This window comes from Caulobacter sp. LARHSG274 (assembly GCF_052871235.1).
In genome coordinates this window covers 524,523-536,327 of the sequence record NZ_JBIXJO010000001.1, presented here as the reverse complement: position 1 = coordinate 536,327, position 11,805 = coordinate 524,523, and the positions used below count along the sequence as shown (strand labels likewise).

Below are 11,805 nucleotides of genomic sequence, written 5' to 3'. Positions count from 1 at the left end.
GACGCCGAGACGAGCAGATCAGACTAAACCGCCGCCGTCACCCGCGTCCGCCGCCAGGCGCCGTAGGCGAACACCGCCACGCCCAGCCAGATGAACAGGAACGACAGGGCCCGCATCGGGGTGAAGGCCTCGCCCAGGGCGACGCCGAGCAGGAACTGGATGGTCGGGGCGATGAACTGCAGGAAGCCGACGGCGCTGAGCGGCAGGCGGCGGGCCGACCAGGCGAACAGGGCCAGGGGAACGACGGTGGCCGGACCGGCCAGCATCAGCAGCAGGGTGACCGGCGCCCCCGAACCGAAGTGACCGGCGCCGCTCGCCTGCAGATGCCAGACATAGGCCAGGCCCGGCAAGGCCAAGTAGGCGCACTCGATGAACAGCCCGGTCTGGGCGTCGGCCTTCACCTGCTTGCGCAGGATGGCGTAGACGCAGAAGGTCAGGGCCAGGCCCAGCGAGACCAGGGGCAGGTGGCCCAAGGCCGCCGTCTGGATCGCCACCCCGACCGCGGCCAGGCCGATGGCGATCTTGCCCTCCAGGCTCATCCGCTCGCGAAACAGCAGGGCCCCGGCCGCCATGTTCATCAGCGGGTTGATGTAGTAGCCGAGACTGGCCTCGATGACCTTGCCGGCGTTGACCGCCACCACATAGATCGTCCAGTTGCTGAAGATCGCCAGGGTCGACAGCAGCAGCAGGAGCAGGGTCTTCGGCTGGCGCAGCACCGCCGCCACCTGGCCGCCCTGGCGGGCCAGCAGCACCAGGCCGCCGGCCCACAGCACCGACCACAGGGTGCGGTGGGCGATCATCTCCAGCGAGCCGACGCCGAGCTTGGCCAGCAGGTGGAAATAGAGCGGCAGGAAGCCCCATAGGCTATAGCAGGCCACGCCGGCGACATAGGCGGGCCGAGCGTCCGGGGCGGAACTGGTCGTCATGGAAAGCGCCTTTCGGAAAGGGATCTGACAGGAAAATCCCCTGTCGTCCGCCCGCATCTTGCGCGGGGCGCGATGTCCGGTCCCGAAGGCTGGTCCGTCGTCGTCCCCCGCCGCTGGCGAGGGACGACTTGGGGTCGTCTTAAGCCGGCGTCTTCTGCTTGATCAGGCCGCGCTCATGCAGGAGCTGGGCGATCTGCACGGCGTTCAGCGCCGCGCCCTTGCGCAGGTTGTCGGCCACGCACCACAGCGCGATGCCGTTTTCCACGGTCGAGTCGGTGCGGATACGCGAGACATAGACCGGGAACTCGCCGGCGCTTTCCTTCGGCGTCATGTAGCCGCCGTCCTCGCGCTTATCGACCACGACCACGCCATCGGCGTCGCGCAGGATCTCGCGGACGTCGTCCTCGTCGAGCGGGGTCTCGAACTCGATATTGACCGCCTCGGCGTGGCCGACCATCACCGGCACCCGCACGCAGGTGGCGGTCAGCTTGATCGCCGGATCCAGGATCTTCTTGGTCTCCGCCATCATCTTCCACTCTTCCTTGGTGAAGCCGTCTTCCATGAAGACGTCGATGTGGGGGATGACGTTGAAGGCGATCTGCTTGGTGAACTTCTTGGGAGCCGGCGCGCCCAGGACGAAGACGCCCTTGGTCTGCTCCCACAGCTCGTCCATGCCTTCCTTGCCCGCGCCCGACACCGACTGGTAGGTCGAGACGACCACCCGTTTGATCTTGGCTTCGGCGTGCAGGGGGGCCAGCACCACCACCAGCTGCGCCGTGGAGCAGTTGGGGTTGGCGACGATGTTCTTGGGCAGGCTGTTGACGGCGTCGGGGTTCACTTCCGGCACCACCAGCGGCACGTCCGGATCCATCCGGAAGTGGCTGGAATTGTCGATGACGATCGGACCGGCGGCGCCGATCTTCTCGCCCCAGGCCTTGGAGATCGACCCGCCGGCGCTCATCAGAACGATGTCGACCTTGGAGAAGTCGAACGTCTCCAGGTCCTCGCACTTGATAATCTGATTGCCGAACGAGACTTCCACGCCGATGGATTTGCGCGAGGCGATGGCATGCATCTTCTCCACGGGGAATTTCACTTCCTCGAGGATGTTGAACATTTCACGGCCCACATTGCCCGTGGCGCCGACCACGGCGACCCGGTAACCCATCGCAGCCTCCAATTCGATCTTGAGCCCGCCAGCGGCGGCGGGAGCGGACCCGTTACGCCCGGTCCGGCCCAGAAGCAAGAACAGGGTTTCTAATGCGACGCTTAGCCCGCGGGATTTGACCGGTCCTGGACGGGACCTGCACGCCGGCGGGGGATCAGATCACCTTGCGCTCGCGCAGCCCGGCGATGGCCTCGTCCGACAGGCCCGCCACCTTGCGCAGCACCGCCTCGGTGTGCTCGCCCAGGGCGGGGCCCGGCCAGCGCACGCCGCCCGGGGTGTCCGACAGCCGCGGGAAGGCGTTCTGCATCTTCACCGTCCCGAACACCGGATGGACCACTTCGACGATCGACTGGCGGGCCTGGAACTGCGGATCGGCCAGCATGTCCGGCGCGCGATAGACCCGGCCGGCGGCGACGCCGGCGGCGTCCAGCAGCGGCAGCAGGGCGTCGATGTCGTGCTCCACCGTCCAGCCGGCGATCGTCGCGTCCAGCTGCACCTGGTGGGCGCCGCGCGCGGCGTGGTCGCGGTAGCGGGGGTCCTGGGCCAGTTCGGGCCGGCCCATCGCCTCGCACAGGCGCTTGAACAGCGTGTCCTGGTTAGCCCCGATCAGCACCAGTTCGCCGCCGCGGGTGGGATAGACGTTGGAGGGGGCGATGCCGGGCAGGATCGCGCCGGAACGCTCGCGCACATAGCCCGACAGGTCGTATTCGGTGATCAGGTTCTCCATCACCGTCAGCACGCTCTCATAGATCGCCGCGTCGACCACCTGGCCGCGGCCGGTGCGCTGGCGGGCGTGCAGGGCCATCATCGTGCCGAGGGCGGCGTTGAGGCCGGCCAGGCTGTCGCCGATCGAGATCCCGGCCCGGGCCGGCGGCCGGTCGGGCTCGCCGGTGATGTGGCGCAGGCCGCCCATGGCCTCGCCGATCAGGGCGTAGCCGGCGCGGCGCGCATAGGGGCCGGTCTGGCCGAAGCCCGAGACCCGGGTCATCACCAGGCCGGGATTGACGGCGGCCAGGTCGTCATAGCCCAGGCCCCACTTCTCCATCGTGCCGGGGCGGAAGTTCTCGACCACCACGTCGGCCTTGGCGATCAGGGCGCGGGCCAGGTCGCGGCCCTCGGCGGCGCGCAGGTCGAGCGTCACCGAGGTCTTGTTGCGGCCGATCACCGGCCACCAGGGCGAGTGGCCCTTGGGCTTGGTGCGGCCCCACTGGCGCATCGGATCGCCCGCCGCCGGGTCTTCGAGCTTGATCACCTCGGCCCCGAAATCGCCCAGCACCTGGCCGCAGAACGGCCCGGCGATCAGCGAGCCCATCTCGATCACCCGCAGGCCCGTCAGCGGCGCGTCGGCCATGGCTTTCCCTCCCCGATCACGGAACCGGTCACGGCCGCGTGAAGTTCTTATATCCACGTCGGCGGCGCGCGACGCCGGCTCCCGTTTCCGTTTCTAGAAAACGCGCAGGGAGAAAGCCATGACCCGCAAGCTCCTCATCGTCGGCGCCGCCATCGCGGCCTTGAGCCTGGCCGCCTGCGGCCAGAAGTCCGACGAGACCAAGGGCGCGGCGACGCCGACCGAACAGGCCGCCACGCCGGACGCCAACCCCACCGCCACCGTGCCGACGCCGTCGGACGAGACCAAGGCCGCCACCTTCGTCGAGAAGGCCGCCGCCAGCGACATGTACGAGATCGAGGCCGCCAAGCTGGCCGCCAAGCGCTCGGCCAACGCCGAGGTCAAGGCCTTCGCCGCCAAGATGGAGAAGGCCCACACCAAGACCACCGAGGACCTCAAGGCCGCGATCAGCGCCTCGGGCGCGGCGATCACCCCGCCGGCCGCTTTGCCCGCCGACCTGCAGGGCAAGCTCGACGATCTGACCAAGGCCGACGACAAGGACTTCGACAAGAAGTACGCCGACGACCAGGTCGACGCCCACCAGGCGGCCCTGAACCTGCTGCAGCGCTACGCCCAGGACGGCGACACCCCGGCCATCAAGGCCTTCGCCGCCGCCACCGCCCCGGCGGTGCAGGAGCACCTGAACATGGCCGAGGGCCTGAAGAAGGGCTTCGTGCACTAAGCTAAAGCCAGGGAAATCGAGCCGGGATTCCGGACTCTCCAGTCCGGCGTCTCGGGCTCGGTCCCCGGCTCACCGCATCTCGACCTTGGTGGTGTTGTCGTCGCCGTTGCGGTCGATGACGATGTTGTAGGGATCCACCCCCGCCACCTTGGGCGCGGCCTGGGTGACGAAGGTCAGGGTCTGGGTTCCCGAGCGGATCGGCCGCCGTTCGAAGGCGATGACCTTGTCGGGGCCGAAGCCCTTCTTGCCCGGCTCCAAGGTGAACAGGCCGACGTCCAGGACCTCGTTCATCGGCGCGGCGGTCTCCTGGCCGCGGCCCTGAGCGTAGAGCTTCCTGGCCTCTACCACCAGGGTGGTCTCGAACCGCCCGTCGGGCCGCTTCGTCACCGTCGCCGACTTGGCCTTCAGGTCGTAGAGGGTGATCTTCTCGAACAGGTCGGTGATCAGCCCCTGCTTGTCGGCCGGGGCCTCGGCGCGCAGGGCGGCCAGGAAGTCCAGGGTGGTCGGATAGGGCGCGCCCTTGAAGGCGTAGCTGGCGATCAGCTTGCGCAGGGCGCGGTTGACGGCCGCCTCGCCGATCTCGTCCTGCAGCCGGTACATGACCAGCGAGCCCTTGCGGTAATAGATGTAGGGCTGGTTTTCGACCCGGGCCAGCGGCTGCTCCTCCAGCGGATCGCCGCCCCGGGCCCGCAGGTAGCTGTTCAGCTCGAACTTCAGGAACTTGCGGATCTGGGCCTCGCCGTACATCCGCTTCATGACCATCAGGGCCGAATACTGGGCGAAGGTCTCGCTGAGCATGGCGCCGCCCTGCTGGTCGGCCCCGATCACCTGGTGGGCCCACCATTGGTGGCCGATCTCGTGGGCGCCGACATAGGTGACCATGTCGATCTTTTCCGGATCGCGGTAGTCGGCGATGAAGAACAGGTTCTCCGACCAGGGGATGGTGTTGGCGAACGACTGGGCGAAGTCGGCGTAGCCGGGGAATTCCTGGATGCGCAGCTGGCGGAACTGGTAGGGGCTGAAATTGGCCTGGTCGTAGTCGAGCGAGGCCTTCATCGCCGTCTTCATCCGTTCGATGTTCCACGGATGGTGCGGGTCGTAATAGATCGCCAGGTCGACGCCCTTGTAGCGATCACGCGCCACGGCGTAACGGGCCGACTGGATCGACAGATAGGGCATGATCGGCGCCTCGGTGACGAAGCGGGCGGTGCGGCGGTCGCCATGCACCCGGTCCGACACCTGGTAGCCCGGCGCGATCGGCGTCTGGTCGGCGTCGGTGGTCACGGTGATGTCGGTGGTCACGAAGTCGGCGTCGTGGCGCAGACCATTGAATTGCCGGCTGACCAGGTCGCCGAGCTTGGGCGGCCGCATCTCGGGCGGCAGGCCGTACTTGCGGCGCTTGGCGCGCTCCTGCAGCAAACCGTCGCGGCTCATGCCGAGGATGGGAGCGATCTCGGTGTTGTCGATGAACGTGCCGTTGTCGACGATGCGGGTGTCGTCGCCGCGATTGCGGAAGCCCCTCTGGACGCGTTCGGTGATGAAGCTCATGGCCCGCCGCTCGCCCGGCCGCATTGGCGTGTCGAAGGCGAAGATCCGGTAGTTGAAGCGGTCGAAGGTCCGCTTGGAGCGGGCGCCCTGGATCGACAGGCCCCCGACCTTGAGGTCGCGATCGAAGCGGACGTGGATCTCCTTCAGCGGCTGGTCGGTGCGGTTCTCCAGCACATAGACGCCGGTGACCTCGGCGCGGGACTCATGGGGATGCAGGTCGACGTCCAGCTTCATCGACACGATCTTCGGCTGCGGCGTGTTCTCGAAGCGCAGCAGGGTCTTTTCGTAGTCGGCCTGCCATCGCTCGTTGTCGATCTTGGTGCGGTAGACGTTCCAGACATTGGTGTTGACGAAGATGAACGCGCCGCTGGCCATGAACACCGCCGCCGCGGCCGCGAAGGTCAGGCCGGCCTTGCCGGTCAGGCGGCCCGGCAGGCGGTGCAGGCGCGGCCACAGCCGGGTCTCGGTCCCGCGCCGCCAGAGGGCGTAGGTCAGCACCACCAGCCCGACCGCGAAGGCGCTCCAGTAGAGGCGGAACCACCAGGCCCCGATCCAGAACCGCCCCAGGCGGTTGAGGTCCGAGGTCGGGACGTCGGGCGCGTTGCCGTAGTTGTAGAGATTGTGCTCGAAGCCGAGGTTCACGAAGGTCAGGGTGGCGACGATGTAGATCACCATCAGGCCCCAGCCGATGAACTTGTGGCCGCTGACGGCCTGCAGGAACACCGCCAGCACCGCCAGCAGCACCACGTCGACCGCCTGCGGGGCCAGGTACCACAGCAGGTACTTGTCGAACTCGAGGTGGGCGTAGCCGTGGGCCAGCTGGCTGACCATGGCCGCCAGCACGCTGACCGCCAGGGTTGACAGCAGCACCAGGGAGATGGCCGCCACCTTGGGCGCGACGAAGGCCCAGTCGGCGACGGGGGTGGAGTCGATCAGTTCGTGGGTCTTGCGGTCGCGCTCGCGCCAGACCAGCTCGCCGGCGTAGTAGATGGCGATGATCATCGGGATCAGGCCGAACGAGCCGGCCAGGGGCCGCAGCAGTACTCGGGTCAGCGGATAGATCGCGCCGCCGTAGTCGGCCGCATCGGTGGCGAACCACAGGGCTCCGGCGGCGTTGAACAGCCCCACCACCAGCAGCACGAAATAGGCCGGGCTCTTGAACACCTGGCCCATGTCCAGCCGCGTGCGGGCCGCCAGCTGGACCCAGGCCCAGCGGGCGTCGTAGCGGGGGGCGACCGGGGCCGCGAGGAGGGCGGGCGGCGGCTCGACCTCGACCGCCCGGGCCGCCCGCGCCGTCGACGCTTTGCGGCCGGACAGGCCGTCGGACTGGAAGCGGAACAGGCCGAAGGCCAGCGCCAGGAAACCGGCGGCGGCGGCCAGCACGAAGACCCGGTTGAACAGCAGCGGCCCGGCCAGGGGCGGGATCAGCGTATTGTGCTCGCTGGCCGTCCAGTACTTGGTGGCCAGGCCGTAGGCGGCGGTGCCCAGGGGCTCCCACAGGGCCGCGTCATGCTCGAACTCGGGCTTGCCCAGGGCGATGTTGCCGACCACCCACAGCACCATGAAGACGATGACCCCGACATAGGTCCACATCATCGAGCGGGTGATCGTGGCCAGGGCGAAGAACATCGCTGCGGTCAGCAGCAGCGACGGCAGGGCCAGGGCGAAGTAGGCGAAGACATAGGCGTCCAGGCGGTTGGGTCCCAGCAGCTCGCTGTCGATCCACGGCATCATCGAGCCCAGGAACACCGCCAGCGGCACGAACAGGAACGAGATCGCCGCCGCCGCGAAGGCGCCGAGGAACCGGCCGTAGAGATAGTCGAACTTGCCCACCCGGGTGGCGCGCAGGATCGGGCCGAACCCGGTCTCGTCGTCGCGCACCACCACGTTGGAGACGAAGGCGGTGGTCACGAACATGTAGAACAGCGAGAACACCAGGTGGGCCTGGGCCAGGGCGTAGGGGCCATTGCGGTGGTCGCTGGGGCCCAGGCCGATGCTGATCTGCGGGATCGTCGTCGCCCCGAAGGCCAGCAGGAAGAAGATCACCGCCACGACCCAGAACACCGGCGACTTCACCTGGTAGCGGAACTCGAAGGCCGCGACTTTGCCGAACATGCCCACGCGCCTCAGGCCGCGCGTCGGGTGTTGGACAGGGTCGAGAAATAGACGTCTTCCAGCCCGCCCTCCACCGGCGCGAAGCCGGTCCCGGGATCCTGGTCGGCGAGGACGTGGATCACGGTGCGGCCGCCCAGCAGGCGGGTCGAGATCACCTGGTGTTCGGCCTTGGCGGCCTCAAGCTCGGCCTTGTCGATGGTCTTGCGCCAGATGCGGCCGGCCAGCTGGCCGACCAGGTCGGCGGGGGCGCCCTCGCGGACGATCCGGCCGTCGCAGATGATCGCCATGGCCGGGCAGAGGTCGGAGACGTCCTCGACGATGTGGGTCGACAGGATCACCACCACGTTCTCGCCGATCTCGGCCAGCAGGTTGAGGAAGCGGTTGCGCTCTTCCGGGTCGAGGCCGGCGGTCGGCTCGTCGACAATGATCAGGCGCGGGTCGCCGATCAGGGCCTGGGCGATGCCGAAGCGCTGGCGCATGCCGCCCGAGAAGCCGGCGATGGCCTTCTTGCGCACGGTCCACAGATTGACCTGCTGCAGCAGGCTCTCGACCGTCTCCTTGCGCTCCTTGGCGCCGGCGATCCCCTTCAGCACCGCCATGTGGTCGAGCATGTCGTAGGCCGACACCCGCGGATAGACGCCGAAGTCCTGCGGCAGGTAGCCCAGGGTCCGCCGCAGCAGGTCGGGCGACTTGAGCACGTCGATATCGCCGAAGCGGATATGGCCGGCGGTGGGGGCCTGCAGGGTTGCGACCGTGCGCATCAGGGTCGACTTTCCCGCCCCGTTGGGGCCGAGCAGGCCGTACATGCCGCGGGGGATCGTCAGGCTGACCTCGTCGAGGGCTTTGACGCCATTGGCGTAGACGTGGGTCAGGTTCTCGATGATCAGCATCGCCGGTCCGCGGCCCCTCGATCTCAGTTTGGCGGGTTTTCGCCACAATTGGTTCCCCGTCATGACTCGGCGCCGGGTCGAGGGGCAAGTGAAAGAACGTTTATGCCGTCCCGTTGGCGAGGATGTTTCAGGACCATGTTCGTATCGAGGAGACTTTTGGCCGGACGGGTTTGGGGCTAATCAGGCCGCATGAGCAACTTCGCCTTTCCCCCGCCCGCCTCGCCCACGGTCCCGGTCGAGGGCGGCCCAGAAGGTTCCGGGGTCGTCTTTCCGGTGCGGCGGATCCTCTGCGTCGGCCGCAACTACGCCGCCCACCGGCGCGAGATGGGCGGCGACGAGCGCGACCCGCCGTTCTTCTTCGCCAAGCCGGCCGACGCGATCGTCGCGCTGACAAAGCCTGGCGAAGTCCCCTATCCCGTCGCCACCCACGACCTGCACCACGAGATCGAGCTGGTGGCGGCCCTGAAATCGGGCGGCGCCAACATCGCCGTCGAAGCGGCCATGGACTGCGTGTTCGGCTACGCGGTCGGCGTCGACCTGACCCGCCGCGACCTGCAGGCCGCCGCCAAGGCCAAGGGCCAGCCGTGGGACGCCGCCAAGGGCTTCGACGCCAGCGCCCCGATCTCGGCCATCCGCCCGGCCGGCCAGGCCCGGCCCGACGGCGCGATCCGGCTGTCGGTCAACGGCCAGCTGCGCCAGACCGGCCAGGTCGCCAACATGATCTGGACGATTCCGGAGATCATCGCCGAGGCCTCCAAGCTATGGACCCTGGCGGCCGGCGACCTGATCTTCACCGGCACCCCCGAAGGCGTCGCCGCTCTGGGTCGCGGAGACCGGGTCGAGGGCGAGGTCGAGGGCGTCGGCCAGCTGGCCTTCACCGTGGTCTGAGAGGGCGGACATGAAGCTCATCCTGCACAGCGCCTGGCGGGCCAGCGCGCCCTATCGGGTGCGGATCGGCCTCAATCTCAAGGGCCTGGCCTATGACTATGCGCCGCTCGACCTGGCCGGCAACCAGCATCACCAGCCGGCCTATGCGGCGCTCAACCCGCAGCGGCTGACGCCGACCCTGGAGGTCGACGGCCGGATCCTGACCCAGAGCCTGGCCATCCTGGAATGGCTGGACGAGACCGTTCCCCAGCCCGCCCTGCTGCCGGCCGATCCGTTCGACCGGGCGACGGTGCGGGCCATGGCCGAGATCGTCGCCTGCGACATCCACCCGGTCAACAACCTGCGCATCCTGCGGGCCCTGGCCGGGCTGGGGGTCGAGGAGGACGGCCGCAACGCCTGGGCGCGGCGCTGGATCCACGACGGCTTTGCGGCCCTGGAGCCGATGATCGCCCGCCACGGCCGCGGCTACGCTTTCGGCGAGGCGCCGACCCTGGCCGACTGCTGCCTGGTCCCGCAGGTCTACAACGCCGCGCGCTTCCAGGTCGACCTGGCGCCGTTCCCGGCCCTTCGCGCCGCCGTCGCACGCGCCCTCGAACACCCGGCCATCCAGGCCGCCCATCCCAACCTCCAGCCGGACGCCGTTCATGCTTGAAGACCTGAAGAGCAACAACCTGGCCTGGTCGCTGCGCAAGACCGAGGCCGACCCGCAGTTCTTCAAGCGCCTGGAAGGCCAGCAGAGTCCGGAATATCTGTGGATCGGCTGCAGCGACAGCCGGGTGCCGGCCAATGAGATCGTCGGCCTGGATCCGGGCGAGCTGTTCGTCCACCGCAATGTCGGCAACCTCGCCCCGCCGCAGGACGCCAACTATCTGAGCGTGCTGCAGTTCGCGGTCGACGTGATCAAGGTCAAGCACGTGATGGTGGTCGGCCACTATGGCTGCGGCGGGGTCGCGGCGGCCATCGACGGCCAGCGGCGCGGCCTGGTCGACCACTGGCTGCACCCGATCCGCGAGGTCCATGCCGAGCATCGGCATGAGCTGGACGCCTTGCCCGACCAGAAGGATCGGCTCAACCGCCTATGCGAGCTGAACGTCATCCGCCAGGTGCGCAACGTCGCCTCCGACGTCTTCGTGCAGGACGCCTGGGCGCGCGGCCAGTCGCTGTCGGTGCACGGCTGGGTCTATTCGCTGTCCAACGGCCTGGTCACCGACCTCAATGTCGGCATCTCCAGCCTGGCCGACTACGAGAAGGTGGCCAGCGGCGCCGGCTGAGGCCGGCATGCAGAAAAAGGGGCGGGCCCGGCGACCCGCCCCGTCAGTCTCAAAAGTCGTTCACGCCGTCAGAGCGAACGAAACAGACTGAGGATCGACGCCGACGACTGGTTGGCGATCGATAGGGCCTGGATGCCCAGCTGCTGCTTGGTCTGCAGCGATTGCAGCCGCGCGCTCTCCTTGGCGAGATCCGCGTCGACCAGATTGCCGACACCGGCTTCCAGGCTGTCCTGCAGCTTGCCAATGAAGGTCAGGTGGGTGTCCAGGCCCGTCGAGCTGGTGCCCAGCGAGGCCAGCTTGTTGGTCGCCGTGCCGATGGCGTTGGTCACGGTGGCGATCATGGTCTTGGCGGCCGCGGCGGTCGTGAAAGTCGACAGGGCGGTCAGGCCCAGGCCGACCAGGGACAGGGTCTTGGAGCTGACCGTGAAGCCCGAGCCGTCGGTATTGGCCAGGAAGGTCAGCTTGGTGGTCGAGCCGTCGGCGATGCTGACGCCGTTGAACTTGGCGTTGGTCACGGCCTTGGTGATCTGGTCGCGCAGTGAGTTGAAGTCCGACTTCAGCGCATTGAACGAAGCGGTGTTCAGCGAGGTGTCGGAAGCGGCCAGGGCCTTTTCCTTCATCTTGCCCAGCAGGTCGGTGACGGTGTCGCCGGCCGCCAGGGCCACGTCGATGGTGGACTGGCCGCGTTGCAGCGAGTCTTTCACGGCGTTCAGCGAGTTGGCGGTGGTCGACTGGTTCTTGGCCATCGCCCAGATCGCGCCGTTGTCCTTGGCGTTGCCGACCTTCTTGCCGGTGTTGATCCGTTGCTGGACCGTCATCAGCTCGGCGCTGGTCCCGTTCAGGTTCTGCAGGGCGATCATCGCCCCGGTATTGGTGTTGATGCTATTCAAAGCCATTATGCAAAGTCCTCGTTCAAGGTTCCGGTGTCAT

The 11,805-nt window shown here is 68.0% G+C and carries 10 protein-coding genes; 4 read left to right on the top strand and 6 right to left on the bottom strand.

What is annotated here, in order from left to right; genetic code table 11:
* Positions 1–23 precede the first annotated feature (23 nt).
* From rarD to ACIPQB_RS02450, 3 genes are all read right to left on the bottom strand, one after another.
* Positions 24–926, bottom strand: coding sequence for an EamA family transporter RarD (rarD, locus tag ACIPQB_RS02460; protein ID WP_446483604.1), 903 nt, complete (start codon positions 924–926; stop codon positions 24–26).
* Positions 927–1,065: 139 nt separating this feature from the next.
* Positions 1,066–2,094, bottom strand: coding sequence for an aspartate-semialdehyde dehydrogenase (locus ACIPQB_RS02455; protein ID WP_446483603.1), 1,029 nt, complete (start codon positions 2,092–2,094; stop codon positions 1,066–1,068).
* Positions 2,095–2,248: 154 nt separating this feature from the next.
* A complete protein-coding gene (locus ACIPQB_RS02450; protein WP_446483602.1) occupies positions 2,249–3,445 on the bottom strand; it encodes a CaiB/BaiF CoA transferase family protein in 1,197 nt (398 codons plus the stop codon).
* 118 nt (positions 3,446–3,563) lie between these two features.
* Here ACIPQB_RS02450 and ACIPQB_RS02445 point away from each other — a divergent pair, with 118 nt between their 5' ends.
* Entirely contained in the window at positions 3,564–4,163 is a 600-nt protein-coding gene (locus ACIPQB_RS02445; protein ID WP_446483601.1) for a DUF4142 domain-containing protein, read from the top strand.
* Between the two features lie 69 nt (positions 4,164–4,232).
* On the opposite strand, the gene ACIPQB_RS02440 is transcribed toward ACIPQB_RS02445, so the two are convergent.
* Together ACIPQB_RS02440 and ACIPQB_RS02435 are read right to left on the bottom strand one after the other, a co-directional pair.
* The gene (locus ACIPQB_RS02440; RefSeq protein ID WP_446483600.1) at positions 4,233–7,826 is read right to left on the bottom strand and encodes a M1 family aminopeptidase; all 3,594 of its coding nucleotides are present in this window, start codon (positions 7,824–7,826) and stop codon (positions 4,233–4,235) included.
* 11 nt (positions 7,827–7,837) lie between these two features.
* Positions 7,838–8,716, bottom strand: a complete 879-nt coding sequence (locus tag ACIPQB_RS02435; protein WP_446483599.1) for an ABC transporter ATP-binding protein — start codon at positions 8,714–8,716, stop codon at positions 7,838–7,840.
* Between the two features lie 189 nt (positions 8,717–8,905).
* Here ACIPQB_RS02435 and ACIPQB_RS02430 point away from each other — a divergent pair, with 189 nt between their 5' ends.
* From ACIPQB_RS02430 to ACIPQB_RS02420, 3 genes are read left to right on the top strand one after another with little or no spacing between them, the layout of a single operon-like run.
* The gene (locus ACIPQB_RS02430; RefSeq protein WP_446483598.1) at positions 8,906–9,604 is read left to right on the top strand and encodes a fumarylacetoacetate hydrolase family protein; all 699 of its coding nucleotides are present in this window, start codon (positions 8,906–8,908) and stop codon (positions 9,602–9,604) included.
* Positions 9,605–9,614: 10 nt separating this feature from the next.
* The gene (gene maiA, locus ACIPQB_RS02425) at positions 9,615–10,256 is read left to right on the top strand and encodes a maleylacetoacetate isomerase (RefSeq protein WP_446483597.1); all 642 of its coding nucleotides are present in this window, start codon (positions 9,615–9,617) and stop codon (positions 10,254–10,256) included.
* Entirely contained in the window at positions 10,249–10,875 is a 627-nt protein-coding gene (locus ACIPQB_RS02420; protein ID WP_446483596.1) for a carbonic anhydrase, read from the top strand. The genes maiA and ACIPQB_RS02420 overlap by 8 nt, the downstream gene beginning before the upstream one ends.
* Positions 10,876–10,943: 68 nt before the next feature.
* On the opposite strand, the gene ACIPQB_RS02415 is transcribed toward ACIPQB_RS02420, so the two are convergent.
* A complete protein-coding gene (locus tag ACIPQB_RS02415; protein WP_446483595.1) occupies positions 10,944–11,771 on the bottom strand; it encodes a flagellin in 828 nt (275 codons plus the stop codon).
* Positions 11,772–11,805 lie beyond the last annotated feature (34 nt).

Bases quoted from the DNA above. Each gene is read 5' to 3' on its own strand.
- rarD (WP_446483604.1), bottom strand. From the start codon at position 926: ATGACGACCAGTTCCGCCCCGGACGCTCGGCCCGCCTATGTCGCCGGC.
- ACIPQB_RS02455 (WP_446483603.1), bottom strand. From the start codon at position 2,094: ATGGGTTACCGGGTCGCCGTGGTCGGCGCCACGGGCAATGTGGGCCGT.
- ACIPQB_RS02450 (WP_446483602.1), bottom strand. From the start codon at position 3,445: ATGGCCGACGCGCCGCTGACGGGCCTGCGGGTGATCGAGATGGGCTCG.
- ACIPQB_RS02445 (WP_446483601.1), top strand. From the start codon at position 3,564: ATGACCCGCAAGCTCCTCATCGTCGGCGCCGCCATCGCGGCCTTGAGC.
- ACIPQB_RS02440 (WP_446483600.1), bottom strand. From the start codon at position 7,826: ATGTTCGGCAAAGTCGCGGCCTTCGAGTTCCGCTACCAGGTGAAGTCG.
- ACIPQB_RS02435 (WP_446483599.1), bottom strand. From the start codon at position 8,716: ATGCTGATCATCGAGAACCTGACCCACGTCTACGCCAATGGCGTCAAA.
- ACIPQB_RS02430 (WP_446483598.1), top strand. From the start codon at position 8,906: ATGAGCAACTTCGCCTTTCCCCCGCCCGCCTCGCCCACGGTCCCGGTC.
- maiA (WP_446483597.1), top strand. From the start codon at position 9,615: ATGAAGCTCATCCTGCACAGCGCCTGGCGGGCCAGCGCGCCCTATCGG.
- ACIPQB_RS02420 (WP_446483596.1), top strand. From the start codon at position 10,249: ATGCTTGAAGACCTGAAGAGCAACAACCTGGCCTGGTCGCTGCGCAAG.
- ACIPQB_RS02415 (WP_446483595.1), bottom strand. From the start codon at position 11,771: ATGGCTTTGAATAGCATCAACACCAATACCGGGGCGATGATCGCCCTG.